This is a genomic window from Thioalkalivibrio sp. ALJT (genome assembly GCF_000381825.1).
Taxonomy (GTDB): domain Bacteria; phylum Pseudomonadota; class Gammaproteobacteria; order Ectothiorhodospirales; family Ectothiorhodospiraceae; genus Thioalkalivibrio.
Genome location: NZ_KB907121.1, coordinates 414,164 through 431,522, shown reverse-complemented (window position 1 = coordinate 431,522; position 17,359 = coordinate 414,164). Strand labels below are relative to the sequence as shown.

The 17,359-nt window shown below is 66.0% G+C and carries 15 protein-coding genes; 4 read left to right on the top strand and 11 right to left on the bottom strand.

The features are described from left to right. Positions 1 to 69: 69 nt before the first annotated feature. Both G332_RS0102065 and glnA read left to right on the top strand, forming a co-directional pair. A complete protein-coding gene (locus tag G332_RS0102065) occupies positions 70 to 1,287 on the top strand; it encodes a cation diffusion facilitator family transporter (RefSeq protein WP_026340520.1) in 1,218 nt (405 codons plus the stop codon). Positions 1,288 to 1,505: 218 nt separating this feature from the next. Then, positions 1,506 to 2,915, top strand: a complete 1,410-nt coding sequence (glnA, locus tag G332_RS0102060) for a glutamate--ammonia ligase (RefSeq protein ID WP_019625339.1) — start codon at positions 1,506 to 1,508, stop codon at positions 2,913 to 2,915. A 235-nt stretch (positions 2,916 to 3,150) separates the two neighbouring features. Here glnA and soxA read toward each other — a convergent pair whose 3' ends face one another. The 3 genes from soxA to G332_RS0102045 all read right to left on the bottom strand — a co-directional run bounded on the left by soxA (position 3,151) and on the right by G332_RS0102045 (position 6,394). Then, positions 3,151 to 4,056, bottom strand: coding sequence for a sulfur oxidation c-type cytochrome SoxA (soxA, locus tag G332_RS0102055; RefSeq protein WP_019625338.1), 906 nt, complete (start codon positions 4,054 to 4,056; stop codon positions 3,151 to 3,153). Between the two features lie 21 nt (positions 4,057 to 4,077). Then, entirely contained in the window at positions 4,078 to 4,632 is a 555-nt protein-coding gene (gene soxX / locus G332_RS0102050; RefSeq protein ID WP_018871560.1) for a sulfur oxidation c-type cytochrome SoxX, read from the bottom strand. Positions 4,633 to 4,912: 280 nt separating this feature from the next. Then, positions 4,913 to 6,394, bottom strand: coding sequence for a sigma-54 dependent transcriptional regulator (locus G332_RS0102045; protein WP_081619738.1), 1,482 nt, complete (start codon positions 6,392 to 6,394; stop codon positions 4,913 to 4,915). A gap of 77 nt (positions 6,395 to 6,471) precedes the next feature. Between G332_RS0102045 and G332_RS0102040 the strand changes: the two genes are divergently transcribed. Beyond that, positions 6,472 to 7,428 carry a substrate-binding domain-containing protein gene (locus G332_RS0102040; RefSeq protein WP_019625336.1) on the top strand — a complete coding sequence of 319 codons (957 nt, stop codon included), beginning with the start codon at positions 6,472 to 6,474 and terminating at the stop codon, positions 7,426 to 7,428. A gap of 86 nt (positions 7,429 to 7,514) precedes the next feature. Next, the gene (locus G332_RS0102035; protein ID WP_026340518.1) at positions 7,515 to 9,206 is read left to right on the top strand and encodes a HAMP domain-containing histidine kinase; all 1,692 of its coding nucleotides are present in this window, start codon (positions 7,515 to 7,517) and stop codon (positions 9,204 to 9,206) included. A gap of 184 nt (positions 9,207 to 9,390) precedes the next feature. On the opposite strand, the gene asnB is transcribed toward G332_RS0102035, so the two are convergent. From asnB to G332_RS0101995, 8 genes are all read right to left on the bottom strand, one after another. After that, on the bottom strand, positions 9,391 to 11,409 hold the full coding sequence (gene asnB / locus G332_RS0102030) for an asparagine synthase (glutamine-hydrolyzing) (protein WP_019625334.1): 2,019 nt from the start codon (positions 11,407 to 11,409) through the stop codon (positions 9,391 to 9,393). A gap of 95 nt (positions 11,410 to 11,504) precedes the next feature. Then, entirely contained in the window at positions 11,505 to 12,587 is a 1,083-nt protein-coding gene (locus tag G332_RS0102025) for an aspartate carbamoyltransferase (RefSeq protein WP_019625333.1), read from the bottom strand. Continuing rightward, the gene (locus tag G332_RS13820) at positions 12,575 to 12,697 is read right to left on the bottom strand and encodes a hypothetical protein (RefSeq protein WP_019625332.1); all 123 of its coding nucleotides are present in this window, start codon (positions 12,695 to 12,697) and stop codon (positions 12,575 to 12,577) included. The genes G332_RS0102025 and G332_RS13820 overlap by 13 nt, the downstream gene beginning before the upstream one ends. Next, complete coding sequence (locus tag G332_RS0102015) at positions 12,694 to 14,160, bottom strand: sodium:solute symporter family protein (RefSeq protein ID WP_019625331.1); 1,467 nt, start codon at positions 14,158 to 14,160, stop codon at positions 12,694 to 12,696. Before G332_RS0102015 ends, G332_RS13820 begins: the two co-directional genes overlap by 4 nt. Continuing rightward, positions 14,157 to 14,900: a cysteine hydrolase family protein gene (locus G332_RS0102010; RefSeq protein WP_019625330.1), complete on the bottom strand. Its 744-nt coding sequence runs from the start codon at positions 14,898 to 14,900 to the stop codon at positions 14,157 to 14,159. The genes G332_RS0102015 and G332_RS0102010 overlap by 4 nt, the downstream gene beginning before the upstream one ends. Before the next feature lie 38 nt (positions 14,901 to 14,938). Next, complete coding sequence (locus G332_RS0102005; protein WP_019625329.1) at positions 14,939 to 16,180, bottom strand: Zn-dependent hydrolase; 1,242 nt, start codon at positions 16,178 to 16,180, stop codon at positions 14,939 to 14,941. 69 nt (positions 16,181 to 16,249) lie between these two features. Continuing rightward, positions 16,250 to 16,654, bottom strand: a complete 405-nt coding sequence (locus G332_RS0102000; protein ID WP_019625328.1) for a hypothetical protein — start codon at positions 16,652 to 16,654, stop codon at positions 16,250 to 16,252. An 8-nt stretch (positions 16,655 to 16,662) separates the two neighbouring features. Then, positions 16,663 to 17,187 (bottom strand): MarR family winged helix-turn-helix transcriptional regulator, encoded by a 525-nt coding sequence (locus G332_RS0101995; protein ID WP_019625327.1) that lies wholly within the window; start codon positions 17,185 to 17,187, stop codon positions 16,663 to 16,665. Positions 17,188 to 17,359 lie beyond the last annotated feature (172 nt).

Here is a 17,359-nt window from a genome sequence, read left to right as displayed (position 1 = left end):
CTCGGCCACCGCTCGTGGCCGCCGATGGCTTTGCTTGCGCCGGCCACGCGGCCATACTGAGAGCCCGCCTTGACCGGGAGAGCCACCCTGAGCGATCCCCTCGCCAACTCCGGAGCCCCGGCTCCGTCAGAGAACGGCCCGCGCTACCGCGCGACGCGCCGGGTGACGCTGGTCGGCGCGGTGGTCAATGCTGGCCTGGCGCTGGCGCAGCTGATCAGCGGCTGGCTGCTGAACTCGCAGGCGCTGGTGGCCGACGGTGTCCACACCCTGTCCGACCTGATCACCGACGGGGTGGTGCTGTTCGCCGCGCGCAAGGCCGCGGCCTCGCCAGACGCGGATCACCCCTACGGCCATGCCCGCATCGAGACCCTGGCCACCGTAATCGTGGGCCTGTTTCTGACGTTCGCGGGGCTGGCCATCGCCTGGACCGCCGGCAGCCGCCTGCTCGGCGCGGAGCCCCTGACCGCACCGGCCACGGCCGCGGTCGCCTTCGCCGCGCTCACCCTGGTGGCGAAGGAAGGCCTGTACCAGTACACCCAACGGGTGGCACGCCGCCACCAGTCGCGCATGCTGGAGGCCAATGCCTGGCATCACCGCACGGATGCGATCTCCTCGCTGTTCGTGCTGGTGGGTGTCGGGGCGGCGGTGGCGGGCTTTCCGTGGGCCGATGCCCTGGCCGCACTGATCGTTGCCCTGTTCATCCTGCATGTCGCCGGGCGGCTGATCGTGCGTGCCGCGGCGGAGTTGATCGACACCGCGCTGGAGCCGGACCAGGTGCAACGCATCCATCGCACCATCGTGGACGTGCCCGGGGTAAAAGACGCACACATGCTGCGCACACGACGCCATGGCAGCGATGTCGTCGTGGACGTGCACATCCAGGTCGCGCCGATGATCTCGGTCTCCGAGGGGCATCGGATCGCTGATGCGGTGTTCCATTCGGTGACCGACGAGCATGACCGGGTCAACGACATCACGGTGCACGTAGACCCGGAAAATGACGCGGAGCAGGCGCGCAGTTCGACGCTGCCGTTACGGCCGGTACTGGTGGAGGCCCTGCGCGAGGCCTGGGCCGACAGCCCGGAGCTGGACGCGGTGGAGCACCTGTCCCTGCACTACCTGGGTGGCCGGGTGCACATGACGCTGACCCTGCGCCTTGACGGGGCAACCGCGGCTCCGGACCTGGAGGCGCGGGCCCGGGCCCTGGCCGACCGGCTGCACGCCCACCCGCAGGTGGGCGACATGCTGGGCGAGGTCACGCTACTCTATCGCCCATGCACTCATTAGGTGCGGCACACCCCGCCAGGCACCATGATTGTGCGTATAAGGCACCAAAATGGTGCAGAAAGGATGCGGCGTGGCACCCGGGGTGCCCGTTTTTCGCGCGCCCGGGCCGAATCGGGCCGGATGGCATGATGCCTGCATAATGTCCTACGAAGCCGTGCAGGGGCCGACAGGCCGGCCGGTCAAAATCGAAGACTCAAGTGAAGACCAAGGAGATCCCCATGTCCGCAGCCGACGTGCTGAACCAGATCAAGGAAAAGGAAGTGCGCTTTGTCGACTTCCGCTTTACCGACTCCAAGGGCAAGGAACAGCATGTGACCATGCCGGCCCACGACATCGACGAAGAGACCTTCGAGGAAGGCAAGATGTTCGACGGCTCATCGATCTCCGGCTGGAAGGGGATCAACGAGTCCGACATGATCCTGATGCCGGACGCCGAGTCGGCCGTGATCGACCCCTTCTTCGAAGACATGACCATGAACATCCGCTGCGATGTGGTCGAGCCGGCCACCATGCAGGGCTATGACCGCTGCCCGCGCTCCCTGGCGCGCCGCGCCGAGGCCTACCTGCAGAGCACCGGCATCGCCGACACCGCTCTGTTCGGTCCGGAAAACGAATTCTTCGTGTTCGACGACGTGAAGTGGGGCTCCAGCCTGTCCGGTTCCTACTGCCGTGTCGATTCCGAGGAGGCCTCCTGGAACTCCGAGCGCGTGTACGACGACGGCAACATCGGTCACCGTCCGGGCGTGAAGGGTGGCTACTTCCCGGTCCCGCCGGTCGACAGCCTGCATGACCTGCGCTCCACCATGTGCGAAGTGATGACCGAAATGGGCCTCGTCACCGAGGTGCACCACCACGAGGTGGCGACCGCCGGCCAGTGCGAGATCGGCGTGGGCCCGGCGACCCTGACGCAGAAGGCCGACGAGGTACAGGTCCTGAAATACGTGGTGCAGAACGTGGCCCACATCCACGGCAAGACCGCGACCTTCATGCCCAAGCCGATCGTTGGCGACAACGGCTCGGGCATGCACGTGCACCAGTCGCTGTCCAAGGACGGCAAGAACCTGTTCTCCGGCGATCTCTACGGCGGCCTGTCCGAGACCGCGCTGTACTACATCGGCGGCATCATCAAGCACGCCCGCGCACTGAACGCCTTCACCAACCCGTCCACCAACAGCTACAAGCGTCTGGTGCCGGGCTTCGAGGCGCCGGTGATGCTGGCCTACTCCGCGCGTAATCGCTCGGCCTCGCTGCGCATCCCGTTCGTGATGAACCCGAAGGCGCGCCGCATCGAGCTGCGCTTCCCGGACTCCACCGCCAACCCGTACCTCGCGTTCGCCGCGATGCTGATGGCCGGCCTGGACGGCATCCAGAACAAGATCCACCCGGGCGACGCGATGGACAAGAACCTCTACGACCTGCCGCCGGAAGAGGAAAAGGGCATCCCGCAGGTCTGCCATTCGCTGGACCAGGCGCTGGAAGCCCTGAACCAGGATCGCGAGTTCCTGACCCAGGGTGGCGTGTTCACCGACGACATGATCGATGCCTACATCGACCTGAAGATGGAAGACGTCACGCAGATGCGCATGACCACCCATCCGATCGAGTTCGACATGTACTACAGCCTGTAAGGCACCCGCTTCCGGCCCCTCGGGGCCGCGAGGCCATCCGCCGCTGCGCCCTCTCCGGGGCCGGCGGCTTTTTTGTGCCCGTTGGACCGCCTACCGCGGACCCCATACGCGGCGGCCGCGCGAAATAGATGGGCCTCGCGCATCCGGAGGATGCGCGAGGCCCAAAGAAAAGGGCCAGCAGTGAAACTACTGGCCCAAGTACCCGTGCCGGGGTTGCGGCTTCCCTGCCAGGAGGTCAGTCTCGCGCGCTCGGTACCGCGACCTCGTAGCCACTGCTAAGCGCATTCAAAAACACTTCGATGTCGTTGTAGGCATCGGCACCAAGCTGCAACGGCTGGGTTCCGGAGTTTCGGTTGCATTCGGTAAACCGCACCTGCAGCGACTGCAGTTCGTCCTTTGTGCGATAGGTCGGCCAGTGGGCCGCGTCACCGTAATGAGTGGTCAGTGCCTGACCGCGCAGACGCTCGCCGGCCGTTGTCGTGTGGCAGCTGGCGCAGGCCAGGTTCATGCGGCCAGTCCGCAGATGGAACCGCTCCTGCCCCCGCTTGTAGGCCTTCTTGAGTTCGCCTTCGGTGACGTCGATTTCGATCGGCATGCCGTTGCTGTGGGTGGCGACATACACCGAGATCGCGGAGTTGTCGTAACTGCCGTGCTTGAGCGTCTTGCCCTTCTCGGCGGCGCAATGCTCGATCATCATCTCCAGGTTCATGATCCGGCCCAGCTCTTCGTTGAACTGCGGATATTGCGTGGCGCGCAGCCCGGTCAGGTCACCATCTTCCGCCCCCAGACAGGCCGCGAAGGCGCCATTGTCATTGAGCTCCGCGAACAGGAAAGCCCCACGATCCTCGGCCAGGTGCCCACCGTGCAGCGACTGGTCGAAAGGCGGGTCCATGAACTTCCAGTTGGTCTTCCACTGGTCGCTTTGCGAGGCGACCATGGCGGCATCGAGCGCTGCGCGATCCTTCCAGTACTTGTAGGTCCCGGTATGGTCGTCCGACACGTGCGGATCATCGCCATAGTCCAGCATGGGCTGGTATTCGCGGTAAACGGTTTCATCAGCGGTGGCCTGAACGATCCATGCCCCGGAGAGGGCGAGCGCGAGCGCTGCTGCGCCGGTAACCGCAATCTGCTTTTGTTTCATTCTGAACTCTCCTTTTGCGGGTTACTTGAGGGTCGCCATATACGCCATGACGTCGTGGATTTCCTGTTCAGTGAGATTGTTGAAGGCACCGAACGGCGGCATCAGCGTTCCCTCGTAGAAGACGCGCGCGTCATAGAGCATCTGATAGGTGTATTCGTCAGGCATGCCGCGAGCCGCGTAATCGGCCAGCGAGGGGCCGACGGTTCCGGTCTGCGCAACCCCCTCGACATAGTGGCAAGCCACACAGTTGCCTTCGGCCGTGGTCGTAAAGATCTCCTTGCCACGCTCCGGGTCGCCATTTACCGGGCCCTCGAAGGCAACCTCCGTGGGCTCCGGTATCCCGCGTCGATCCTCATAGCTAAGGCTCAGCCACTGGCGCAGATCTCGCCCGTGTGCCCGCAGTTCATAGGTCCCCGCGCCTTCGGTCGGGTAGGGCCAGGCGGTCTTGACGTCCAGGCTCTCGTCGATCAGCGCATTGCCCGGAAGCCCCGCAGTCGAGTTCGGCGAATCGGCGACGGCGAATGGCACGGCCAGCATTGTCAGACCACCGGCCAGAAACAGCGCACTCCTCATCATCGTGGGTGTCTCCTGTTGTTATTGGTTTCATCTGGGCCCGCATGACGCACGTACGCGGCGCCCGACCCAACGTCCCCGATGCAGGGTGCGTGCCAATCAATAAAGTCCAGTGAGGATGCGGGCGGAAGAGAAAGGCACGGAGGGCGCCTGGGGCATTTGGCCCTCACCCATGGCGAGCGATTGGGGCAAAATGCCCCACAAGCCGGAAGCGACTCGTACGGTGGTCCACCCGTTACATACGAAAGAGATTCCAGGCCCGAAAGCCTGCGGACGCACGACTTCAGAGAGGTGGTTCGGACGGATCCTCCGGGGAGGCGCCACGCGGGTCGTCCTTCCACGCGGCGAGCTTGCGCAGCAGGGTCTTGTAGTCGATGCCCAGCACCCGGGCGGCCTGGGCCTTGTTGTTGCCGGTCTCGCGGAGCACCGCCTCGATGTAGCGGCGCTCGACGGCGGCCAGCGTTGCACCCGTATCGCCGGGGTCGGGCAGACCGGGCTCCGCGCCGGCCCGCCAGCCCCCGCCGCCAATGGCATCGGGAAACACGTCCAGCGGCAGGCTGGTCAGCCCGTCGGGGCACAGGATCACGGCCTGCTCGATGAAGTTCTCCAGTTCCCGGACATTGCCCGGCCACTCATAGCCGAGCAGGGCGCTGATGGCCTCCGGGGCAAGGCGCCGCACTACCGGTCGTCCGTGGGTGCGGGCATAGCGCTGCACGAAGCTCTCGGCCAGCTCGGGGATGTCTTCCGTGCGATCCCGCAGTGGCGGCAGCTGCACGCCGAGGACATTGATCCGGTGGAACAGGTCGCGCCGGAAGGTGCCCTCCTCGACCGCCTGTTCCAGCGGCTGGTTGGTGGCGGTAACCAGCCGGAAATCCAGTGGGCGATCCTCGGTGCAGCCGAGCGCACGCACGCTGCGGTTCTGGAGGGTCCGCAACAGCTTGGCCTGAAGGCCCAGGGGCATGGCGTTGATTTCGTCGAGGAACAGTACGCCGCCGGAGGCCTCGACCAGCAACCCCGGATGATCGCGGTCGGCCCCGGTGAATGCGCCGCGTCGATAGCCAAACAACTCTGCCTCGGCCAGGTCCTGGGGAATCGCGGCCACATTAATCGCGACGAAGGGCCCGCGACCTGCATGTAACGCCTGCGCCACGAGTTCCTTGCCGGTCCCGCTCTCGCCTTCGATCACGACATTGGCCTGGGTGTCGCGGACCTTGAGGATCCATTCGCGCAGGCGCTGCATGATCGGGCTGGAACCGCGCAACGCGCTCAGGCAGGGGTCGCAGGACTGGGCCGAGCGGGTGGCTCGATCGGCGCGCAGTCGCAGGTCATGGGTGCGCTGCACCTTTGCCAGCATCAGCTCGATGTTCTCGGGCCGAAACGGTTTCGGGAGAAAGTCGAAGGCACCCATGCGCACGGCTTCGACCGCATTTTCCAGACTGGCATAGGCACTGATGACGACCACCGGGAGGTCGGGGTCGCGCTCCTTGACGGTCTGGATCACGTCGAAGCCATCGCGACCCGGCATCATGAGATCGGTCAGGACCAGATCCGGCTCCACCTCATCCAGCGAGTCCTCTAGAGCAGACGCGTCGCTGTTCAGTGTCACCTCGTAGCGCCCACTGTCCTTGATGGCCCAGCTCAGCATGCGGGCCACATCAGGCTCGTCCTCGAGTACGAGGACCCGGATCGGCCTGTCCGCATCCCCATGATGGATAGGCGCTGCGGACGTTGATTCCTTGAAAGAATTCGACGGGGATTCAGGCATCGGGGTTCCGGGTTGGGTTGGACGTGCGGCTGGGAAACGGTGTAGAACAAAAGTCCAAGCTTGAAAAGAGTCTATGCATGAATCGTCGCGTGTTCATCCGTAATGCGGCTGCCGTAGCCGTACTCGGGCCGCTGCTGGGACATGGCATCGCGCGCGCACTGAGCCCCGAAACCGCCGACTGGCAGGCCGGACTGGCTCAGGGCGGATGCAATTGCGCCGGCTCGCAGGGCGCGCCCCAGCCCGTCGACCATCGTACGAATGGCGAACTGGTCTACCAGGGTACCCACCTTCTGACCTACGGCGCGTTCCGCGAACTGGCCAAGCACTATCGCGACGACACCGGACGCCCGTTTGTGGTCTACGGTGGCGGGTGCGATGACGGGATCGGGGCGGTGCAGCAGCGGACCGCCCATCTGGGAGGGCTCTGCTGCCCGGTGGAGGACACCCGGGCGCGAGATTTCTTCCACTTGCTGGTCGCCCGGGACCTCAAAGTCGTGGTGACCCACCCCGAGGTCGGAGTCGACGGGCTGGCGCTGGACGACTTGAAGGCCGTGATGGCAGGCCGGGTTCGCCGCTGGTCGGACGTAGGCGGGCCAGACCGGCCGATCGCCGTGCTCTATCGCGACCACTGCCCGGACTACCGCGAACCGGTTCGCGACGTCCTGTTCGACAATGCCCAGCAGTGGTCCCCCCGCGGCATGAGTATCGATACCGACGAACACCTGACCGACACCCTGGCACGCTTCGAGTCCTCCATCGGCGTTGTAAGCTGGGTGTTCGCGGCCGAGCGCATCAAGCGGGGCGAACTGCGCGCCCTGAAGATCGACGGGATCGAGCCGTCCGCGGCAACGGTTCAGGCGGGCGAGTATCCCCTCCACGGCCCGCTGACGGTGGTATCCGACCGGTGGCAGGAGGCGGTAATGCGCCCGTTCTTCGATTACCTGTACAGCCCGGCCGGGCAGGCCGTTTTGGCGCACCGGCTGATTCCGGTCTCCGCCCAGGAGGCGGGGTATCGCCTGCCGCAAACCATCTGAGTCCTGCCACGATCCGGCGCCGCCCGAATGCATGCCAGGGACCCTGCACGGCCTGGCCCGAGTGTCCCGTCTGCGAGAGTTGAATGATGTCGGAAGCGGTAATTCCCGGACGATGGTCGCTCCACCGCGGCCAGACGCAAACGCCAAGACGCCGAAGATCCCTGCTGATCCGCGTGATCCTGGGCGTGATTACGGTCACCGCCATTATCCACAGCGCCCTGTTCCTGGGCATTGATCAGGTCGTCAGCCGCCAGTTCGACGACCTGCACCAGGAGCGACTCGACCGCCTGGCGGATCAGGTGGACGGACGCATCCAGGACGAACTGCGACGGTTGTCCAGCCTGACCGGCTTGCTGGCCCGCGACTCCGACCTGATCAACAGCACCTATTATCACCTCTATCTGGAAGGTGAACAGCACCACCCTGCGGCAGCCGTGAGCCGGCAGGCCGAGGCATTCGAACTGCAACGCGTATCGCTGTGGGCCGCCAGTGACCAGCGCGAGATCGCCTCCAGCCGTCCGTCGGACTCGGTCATATTCCCGCCGCAAGGGGAGCGGGAAGGCGCCGCCGTAGTGTTCGCCGACGGCAGCTTCTGGCTGGTCGGTCAGGCAGCGATCGAACACAACAATGTGAATATCGCCTGGTTGGTGACGGCCACGCCGCTCGAAGAACTCGTGACATCCCTGCGCGAGACCCACTCCGCGCGAATCGAGCCCGCCGCCGGGGTCTCGGTGGGGCCCGATACCCGCCGGATCGAACTGACCGACGACCGCGATCCGTCGCGCGCGGCCCTGGACGTCAGGGCACCGGACACGGTCGCGCGCGCGCTGGACGAGGTCAAGACCCTGCTCACCATCACCCTGGCGATTGCCGCGGTGCTGCTGGCCTTTGCGCTGGTGGTGGTGCTGCGCATCCAGCTGCGCCCGGTCGGGGCCCTTGTCGAGCATCTGGGGCGCATCGCCCGCGGGGAGTTTGGATATCAGGCACCGCTTCCCCCCGGCTCCGGCGAGTTCTCCCGCCTAGTGCTGGCGTTCAATGACATGTCGCGCGACCTGGCGCGCTTGCGCGATATCGAGCGCCGGCTGCAGCACCAAGAGCAGCTGTCCGCGATCGGGCGGGTGGCCGCCCGCGTCGCGCACGACATCAACAACCCCCTGACCGTGATCAGCAGTGTGACCGCGACCCTCCAGCGCGAAGGCACGCTGGGCGAACGGCAGCAGGAGATGGTGAACATGATCGACCACCACTGCGAACGCTGCTCCCGCACGGTCCAGGAATTGCTGGAATACGGCCGGCCCGTCACGCCCCGGATCCAGCCGATGGACCCGCATGCGCTGGTGGCCGGGGTGGCCGCGCGCCAGTCACGGCGCTGGCAGATCCCCGTAATCCTGGAACCGGAGACGAGTACCGGGCTGTCACCGGTGGAACTGGATCCGCTCCTGACCGAGCAGATGCTGGACAACCTGATCGACAATGCCGCCCAGGCGGCGCCGCACAGGCCCGTCCGCGTGCGAATCACTGAAGGCGCCGGGGATTGCCGCATCGAGGTCCTGGACGAGGGTCCCGGTTTTGCCGCCAGCGAACGCGAGCAGGTGTTCGAGCCGTTCTTCACCACCAAGCGGGGCGGAACCGGGCTGGGGCTGGCCAGCGTGCTACGGGTGGTCCGCGCCCACGACGGCGATATCGATCTCGGGCCGGGGCCCGGAGGTCAGGTACGGATTCGGCTGCCACTGCGCCAGGACCGCGAAGCGCTGCAGGATCGGACCAACGGCTACTGATCGCGCCACGGCCCAGAGCGAGCGTGCTCGGTCCGGCCGGGCACTTGCGGGCAGAGCCCCGTTACGGGAATCCCCCGTCCAGCCGTCCCGGTTCGGGTTGCACGGCCACCACCGCACCCAGCAACCACCAGCAAGCACTGACGAGATACCGCTTCTGGCGAAGCGCAGAGGGCGCCGGGCCCGGTCAGGGACGCCAGCCGAACTCGTCGGCCTTCTGCTGCGCCAGTGCCGGGATGTCGGTGGCGACGAACTTCTCGTGCAGCACCTGCACCCCGATCATGTGGTTGATCACCGCGTCCAGCTGGACCTGGGTGGCCGCCGGGGTGTTCTCGTCCTCGTGGATCTCGAATACGCGGCGCACACCCTCCGGGTCCAGCAGGCCGGCCTCGGCCACCTTCTCCGGCGCCAGGTAGCGATCGGCCAGGGCCTTCATTGCCGCCCACTTGACCGGATCGGTGTGCGCGGGCGGGGCCATGAACGCGAACTTCTCGCGCTCGTAGAGCACCTTGGGCAGCAGGCCCTTCATCGATTCGCGCAGCACGTACTTCTCGGTGCGGCCCTTGATGCGCAGGGTCGGCGGGAGGTGGGCGCAGAACTCGGCCAGGTGATGGTCGAGAAACGGCGGGCGGGCCTCCATGGAATTCGCCATGTCCATGCGGTCGCCACCCCAGGTCAGGATCTGGCCTTCCAGCATGGTCTTGATCCACACGTACTGAGCCTTGTCCAGCGGATGGCGGCCTTCCAGCATGTCGTCATCCAGGGCGCCGGCGATCGCACGGCCGGGCTGGTAGCCCTGCATGCGCTCGCGGCGCTCCGGCGCCAGCAGGCCGGGCACGTGCTCGGCCGCCGCCAGCCAGGGCTGCAGGCAGGACGGGGTGAAGCCCATCATCTTCGTGAACTCCGGGTCATCGACCTCGTCCTCGGCCAGCATCGCGCCGGAGAACAGCTCGTTGGACTCGTTCAGCATCTGCTGCCAGGCGGCGCGTTCGGCCTCCGGCAGGGTGTCCAGGCCGTGCAGGAACATGTCGCGGCGGAAGGCCGGGTAGCCACCGAACAGCTCGTCCGAGCCTTCGCCGGTGACCACCACCTTGTAGCCGGCCTCGTTCACGTGCCGGCTCATCAGCAGCTTGGCCACGCCGAGGGTGTTGTAGATGGTACGCTCGGCGTGCCACAGGGCCTCTTCGAAGTTGTCGTAGAGGTGGTCGGCATCCAGGCGCAGGATGTCCTGGTCGGCGCCGACGCTCTCGGCCATCTCGCGGGCGATCGCGGTCTCGTCGTAGGCGTCGTTGTCGAAGCCGATGGTAAAAGCCTTGACCGGCGCCTGCTGGCTGGCCGAGGCCAGGCCCAGGGTGATGCAGGAGTCGATCCCGCCGGAGAGGTAGCAGGCGACCGGCACGTCGGCCTCCAGGCGCAGCTGGACGGCCTCCATCAGCTGTTCGCGCACCCCTTCGATCCAGGCGTTCTCGTCGGCGTCCTCCTCCGGCGGGCGCTCGCTGGCCAGCGGGAAGTCCATGTCCCAGTACTTCTCCTGGCGCACCTTCAGCTTGCCGTGGGCGCGTTCAACAATCACCATGTGGCCGGGCTTGACCTGCTGGATGCCCTCGAAGGCGGTGGTGCCCGGGACCATGGTTTGCATCAGCTGGTGGTACAGGCCGGCGTCGGCGAACCGGCGCGGCACATCGGGGTTGGCGAACAGCACCTTCAGCTCGGAGCCGAATACGAAGCTGCCGTTGGCCTCGGTGAAGTACAGCGGCTTGACGCCGAAGCGGTCCCGGATCAGCACCAGGCGATCATGCTCGCGGTCATACAGGGAGATTGCGAATTCGCCACGGAAGTGCTTGATCGCGTCTTCCAGGCCCTCGCGCCGGTACAGGTGCATGACCATCTCGGAATCGCTCTTGGTGTGGAACTTCACCCCGCGCGAGGTCAGGTCGGTACGAATGCGCTTGTAGTCGTACAGCTCGCCGTTGACCGCGGTCATGATGGAGCCGTCGCTCATGCAGAACGGCTGGCGGCCGCGGTTCTCGTCCAGGTCGATGATCGACAACCGGGCGTGCGAGAACCCCACGCCACGATCGTCCTGCGTCTTGTAGCCGAAGCCGTCGGGACCGCGGTGGTACTGAATCGCGGCCATATTGACCAGGGTCTGCGGGTCGACCTTGCGGTTGGGGTCGGCGTGAAAGATTCCGGCGATGCCACACATGGCATGTCTCCTTGATTATTCGTTCAGTGCGAGCGGGGCGCGGCCCGGTCCGTTCCGGCGCGCCACGCCACTCGCGGTTCAGTTCAGTGCGAGGTTCAGTCTTCCGGGGTGTCCATGACCGCGCTGATGCGGCGGACCACACTGGTCAGCAGCGCCATGCGCACGAACACCGCCCCGCGCGCCTGGGCGAAGTACCAGTTGTGCGGGGTGTCATCGAGGTCGGTGGACAGCTCCGCACCGCGCGCCAGCGGGTGCATGATGATCGCGCCCTTCTTCAGCGGGGAGTTGCGGTCCAGCTTCAGCCCCTCGCCCATGGACTCGAAGGTATCGCCCACCCAGGCGATGGCGTTGATGTACACCACGTCCAGGTCCGGCAGTACCGGGTCCAGGTCGTGCACCACGCGCAGGTTCAGGCCGGCGTCCTCCAGTTCCTCGCGCTGGCCGGAATCGAAGTTCTCGTCCTCGCGCGAGACGAGCACGACCTCCTCGATCGCCTCGGGGAACAGGCTCAGCAGGCGCAGCAGCGAGCGCACCGTGCGCATGCGCGAGGGGACGCCAATGATCCCGACCCGGATGCGATCCTCCGGCGCTACCGGGCCGGTGAACAGCTCGGGCCGCCACTTGGCCAGGGTGTAGACGTCCGCCAGGGCCTGGGTCGGGTGCTCGTCGATGCCGTTGCCGGCGTTGACCAGCGGGATGCGCAGGTTCTCGAGCATGTTGTGCGCCGCCTCGGCATCCGAGGAGCGCAGCACCAGCACATCGCCATAGTTGTTGAACATCTCGGCGATATCCGCCAGCGACTCGCCCTTGGCGATGCCGGTGCTCCTGGGGTCGGTGATCGACATCACCGCCCCGCCCAGACGATGCCAGGCGCTCTCGAACGACAGCCGCGTGCGAGTGGACGGCTCGTAAAACGCGCTGATCAGGATCTTGCCCGCCAGCGGCAGGTGCATCAGCGCCGGGGTGGTCTCGTACTGTGCTGCGAGCCGGAACAGCTGCAGCAGTTCGGGACGCGTGAACTGCTGGCTGGAGACCACGTGTGCGGCCGCCAGCTTCAGTAGCGGATCCGGGTCTTCCTCCACCGCGGTGAGCAACGCCCGCGGGCGGTTCGTACCGGCGGCACCGTCCTTGGGATGGAGAGCGTGCAAGGGATCTTCGGTGTAATTCACCAGAGGCATCCTTTTTTCCAGTCGCGAATAAACAGGGCCAGCAGCAGGATCGGGGTCAGTGTGGCCACTCCGGTGGCCACCACCACGATGAACATCAGGGCCGTACTCGAGATCGTCATGCCGGGCTCCCCTTCGGTTGGACATCATCCCGCGCCAGACGGTCCCAGTCGAACGGGCGCGGGGCCAGCCAGGTGCTGAGCACCATCACCGCCAGCGACACCGCCGCGCCGACGAGCGCCGCGACGTAGAAACCGATCAGGAAGTAGCTGGCCAGCCCGATGCCCGACCCCAGGATCATCGACCAGGCCGCCCCCCGGGGGTTGGCCCGCCGCCAGTACAGACCGGCCACGATCGGCCAGATCGCGGAGGCAACAAAGGCGCCGGTGAAATACAGCAGCTCGGCCAGAGATCCGATGATCGGCAGCTCGCCACGATAGCTGGCGGCCAGCCAGGTCAGCAGGCCCAGCAGGACCACGATGACCTTGGTCGCCCGGAACTGATTCTGTTCGCTGGCCTGCGGGCGGATGTGGCCGCGGTAGATATCCCGGGTGACCAGGTCCGAGGTCGCCGCCAGCAGGGAGTCGAGACTGGAGGCCAGCGCGGCGAACACCACGATGAAGACCACGATCGCCCCGGTCAGGCCGAGCACCTCGGCGGCCACCAGCGGCCCGACCATGTCGGCGGCAGGCACATTGATGCCCAGCGCCGGCGTGGCCAGGGCGATAAAGCCCGCCACAATCGGGATCGGCAGCCACAACAGGCCACCCAGCAGGTAGGCACGAAAGCCGACGTTGCGGCCAAAGGCGAACGCGCGCGACCACCAGACGTTGGAGTGGAAGATCTCGCCCACTCCGAACAACAGGTTGTTGAACAGGAACATGATTGCGGCCGGGAACAACAGGTTCAGCAGCTCCGGACGCTCTTCCATCAGGTTGAAGTGGATCGCCTCGAAGCCGACCCGGTCGATGGTTAGCCAGGCGATGAACGCCGCGCCGGCGATAATGATGACGGTCTGGATGAAATCGGTCCCGATGACCGCGCGCAGCCCGCCAAGCAGGGTGTACACCACACAGACGGTCAGGATCACGGTCATGCCCACTCGGTAGTCGATGCCGGCCAGGGCATTGATCAGCACCCCGCCGGCCATGGCCATCGAGACCAGCCAGCCGAAGGCGTAGATCAGCGACACCACCAGGAACACGCGCCAGGTAAAGGTACCGTAGCGCAGACGGATGAAGTCTCCGGAGGTAAAACCGCGCGGCATCAGCTCGCGGATGCGGCGCGCCAGTGGCGCGAACAGGATCAGGCCCAGCGCCCCCAGCGAATACCCGAGCATGCCCCAGACCCCCAGCTGCAGCGCCAGCTGCGGGGCCGTCATCGTGGTATTGGCGGTGACCCAGGTCGCCATCGCAGTCGCAGTGGCCAGCGCCATCCCGACGTTGCGCCCCGCCAGCATGTGGTCTTCGGCGCTGCGATTGTGCCGCCCCAGCCACCAGCCCAGCGCCACCCAGAGGATGCTGAATGCGATCAGCAGCCCCCAGGCGACCGGAGTCGGCAGGATCGGGGCGTCCAGGCCGTTCACGAGGCCTCCTTCACCTTCGTGATCTCGCGGATGGCCTCATCGGTGGTCATCACCCGCGCGTAGCGGTCCTTGATGGTGGTGATCGTTGCCTTTTGCATCTCCGGGGTCACGGTCGCAGTGGCATCGTCCATCAGCGTGACATAAAAACCGAGGTCGCAGGCATCGCGTACGGCAGTGGATACGCATTCGTTCGAGTACACACCCACGATGAACAGCGCCGAGATGTTCAGGTTGCGCAGGATGTAGTGCAGGTTAGTGGAATTGAAGACCCCGCTGGCGGTCTTGTCCAGCACGATCTCGTCGCCCACCGGCGCCACCTGCTCGACGAATTCGGCGTCCTTCGAACCCGGCGCGGCATGCAGGTTAAGGCGTTTGTGGCCCGGGCTGCGGTCACGGCCGTCGCGGGTCAGCGAACGGATGCGCGTGTGGATCACCTCCAGCCCCTGCTCGCGGAATGCATCCTGCAGCCGGCGCACGTTCGGCAGCACGGTCTGCTCCAGGCGGTTGAAATAGTATTCCTGGGCCTCGGGTGGCACACCGGACTGCACCGAGTCGGCGAACACGCCGTGACCACGCGCGGCATCGAGGTACTGCAAGTCGATGCACAGCAGGGCGACATGGTGCTCTCGCAGCTCCTGGCGCAGCACCGGGTTCGTGATCAGGCTGTCCTGATACTGCTCGCGCAGCGGGTCCAGCGAGTCGTAATCGGTGAGCGGGGAAACGTTGTCGTTGTTGGCCATGCCGGGCGTCCTCGAGTCGCGGTGATAGGAGGGGGTCCTCACGAACGGGCAGCCAGGGCCAGGGCGCTTTGCAGCGTCAGATTGGCCCCGGTCTCGATGTCCTCCCAGTTTGTCCATTCCGCCGCGGAATGGCTACGCCCCTGCAGGCTTGGCACGAAGATCATGCCGGTGCGCGTGATGGCGCTCATGCTCTGGGTGTCGTGTGCCGCCCCGCTGGGCATGGTCAGGTATTCCAGGCCCATGCGTTCGGCGGTCGCCTCGATGGTCTGCACGATGCCCGTGTCACAGCGCACCGGGTCGATCTCGGAGAGCACGTCGAACTCGAACATCAGGTCGCGCCGACGCGCGAGGCTGGACAGCGTGCGCCGGGCGGCGTGAGCCAGCGCGGTCAGGACCTTCTCGTCGGTATCGCGCACCTCGAAGGAGAAGGTCGCCATGCCCGGCACGGTGTTCGCCGCACCCGGGGCGAGCTCCACGCGACCGATGGTCGCGCGCGAGTTCGGGCTGCCGTGTTCCTCCAGCAGGCGATTGATCTCGCCACCGAACTCGGCCAGCCCCTGGAAGGCGTCGATGCGCATGTCCATCGGCGTGGTGCCGGCATGGTTCGGCTGCCCCTTCAGGCGCACCTCCCACTTGAACAGGCCAGTGATGGCCTCGACCACGCCCACGCTTAAGCCCCGGCGATCCAGCACCGGGCCCTGCTCGATATGGGTCTCGATGAAGGCATGCAGGGTGTGCGGGTCACGGCGCGCACTGAGGGCGTCGTCGGCATTCAGGCCCCAGCGGGCCATGGCCTCGACCAGCGTGATGCCTTCGAGATCACGGGCATGGCTGATGCTCTCCGGGGTGAGCTTGCCGGCCATTGCCTGGGAACCGAACATGCCGCCAAAGCGGCCTTCCTCGTCGGTGAAGTCGATCACCTCGAGGGGGTATTCCAGATCGACCGCGTGGTCCTTGGCCGTGCGCAGTACCTCCAGCCCGATCAGCACCCCCAGGGCACCATCCAGCGGGCCGCCCCCGGGGACGGTATCGAGATGCGAACCCATCGCGACCACCGGGCGCTTGCCGTCGTAGTCGAGTCGGCCATGCAGGTTGGCAGCGCCGTCCTGCCAGACATCCAGGCCGGCAGCCTCCAGTCGACTGCGAAACCACTCGCGGCCGGCGCGATCACCCTCGCTGAAGGCGCGGCGGTGCAGACCGCGCTCGGCGTCGCGCCCGATCTGTCCCAGATCGTTGATGTCCTGCTGCAGGCGCTGCATGTTGATCTTGATTTCGTGCATCGTGTTCTCCGATGGGGCCACCGACCCCGGTCGCGGTACACGCGGATCGACGGGGCGAGGCAGGTGAATTCAGCCGCGTGGGCGACCGCGCAGGATGGCCACGATCAGGACCAGAAAGACGCCCCCCCCCAGCACAAAGAAGCCGAAGGCGCGGGCCAGGCTGTGATGCTCGACGCGGACCGTGGCCGTGTCCGACCAGTCGTCGGCGTCGCTGGCACGCAGGCGGAAGCGGTATTCGCCATCGGGCAGACCGCTGATCACGGTGCTGGCGTCGTGGCCTGTGTAGATGATGCGCGCGTCGGCGTGATCCGGGCCGGAGGCCTGCTCCAGCGCCACGGCGCCATCCGCCTCCCAGCTCAGGGCAAAGCCTCCGTCGGTGGAACGTTCGGGGGTTGCGTCAAAGGCCGGTCCTGCATGTGCCGCCAGCGGCAGCCCGAGCACCAGCAGCAACAGCACGCAACGCAACGGATACATCGCAGACCTCAGGACTTGCCGTCGAACGGCTGCAGACCGGCGCGCGGCTCGGTGGTGTTCATGGCTTCGACCAGCAGGTCCAGACTCTGGTTCAGCTCGTCCAGACGTCCGATCGGCAACGACTGGAGGGCACGGTTGAGCTCGCCCTGGGGGGCTGCCGGGGCACGATCGAGCAACTCCATGCCCGGGTCGGTCACGTACAGCCGGACGATGCGCTGATCCTTTTCCGGACGGCGCCGCTCGATCAGGCCGCGCTGTTCCAGCTTGTCGAGGAGGTTCGAGGTGGTCGAGGCATGCACCGACAACCGCCGCGAGAGATCACTGACGTTGAGCCCGGGCGTGCGTTGCAGCTCCCACAAGGCCCACAGCTGCGATGCACTGATACCACAGGCACGTTCTACCATGCGCGAGTGCCCCTGCAATGCCCGGATGATCACGCGCAGCTGGCGGATCACCGAACGCACGACATCCGGCTCGGTGCTGCGGTTCGGTTCGGACTCCGGATCGGATTGGGCGGCCTGGCTCGGCAACATGGGTTTTCTCGTTATTCGCGTCTGGCTGGTTATTTTTGTACAAAAATAGTTCGGTTGCAAGCGCGCATCCGGGTGGCGGAATCGTCCGATGCCCGCTAAATATCGTCCGATGTGCGCCAAACGGGTGCCCAAAAATGGCCTTCCCGGGCAGCACCGAAGCCCGGCAGGCCGA

Excerpts from the sequence above, each read along its gene's own strand:
- glnA (WP_019625339.1), top strand. The coding sequence starts at position 1,506 with ATGTCCGCAGCCGACGTGCTGAACCAGATCAAGGAAAAGGAAGTGCGC.
- soxA (WP_019625338.1), bottom strand. The coding sequence starts at position 4,056 with ATGAAACAAAAGCAGATTGCGGTTACCGGCGCAGCAGCGCTCGCGCTC.
- soxX (WP_018871560.1), bottom strand. The coding sequence starts at position 4,632 with ATGATGAGGAGTGCGCTGTTTCTGGCCGGTGGTCTGACAATGCTGGCC.
- G332_RS0102045 (WP_081619738.1), bottom strand. The coding sequence starts at position 6,394 with ATGCCTGAATCCCCGTCGAATTCTTTCAAGGAATCAACGTCCGCAGCG.
- G332_RS0102040 (WP_019625336.1), top strand. The coding sequence starts at position 6,472 with ATGAATCGTCGCGTGTTCATCCGTAATGCGGCTGCCGTAGCCGTACTC.
- G332_RS0102035 (WP_026340518.1), top strand. The coding sequence starts at position 7,515 with ATGTCGGAAGCGGTAATTCCCGGACGATGGTCGCTCCACCGCGGCCAG.
- asnB (WP_019625334.1), bottom strand. The coding sequence starts at position 11,409 with ATGTGTGGCATCGCCGGAATCTTTCACGCCGACCCCAACCGCAAGGTC.
- G332_RS0102025 (WP_019625333.1), bottom strand. The coding sequence starts at position 12,587 with ATGCCTCTGGTGAATTACACCGAAGATCCCTTGCACGCTCTCCATCCC.
- G332_RS13820 (WP_019625332.1), bottom strand. The coding sequence starts at position 12,697 with ATGACGATCTCGAGTACGGCCCTGATGTTCATCGTGGTGGTGGCCACC.
- G332_RS0102010 (WP_019625330.1), bottom strand. The coding sequence starts at position 14,900 with ATGGCCAACAACGACAACGTTTCCCCGCTCACCGATTACGACTCGCTG.
- G332_RS0102005 (WP_019625329.1), bottom strand. The coding sequence starts at position 16,180 with ATGCACGAAATCAAGATCAACATGCAGCGCCTGCAGCAGGACATCAAC.
- G332_RS0102000 (WP_019625328.1), bottom strand. The coding sequence starts at position 16,654 with ATGTATCCGTTGCGTTGCGTGCTGTTGCTGCTGGTGCTCGGGCTGCCG.
- G332_RS0101995 (WP_019625327.1), bottom strand. The coding sequence starts at position 17,187 with ATGTTGCCGAGCCAGGCCGCCCAATCCGATCCGGAGTCCGAACCGAAC.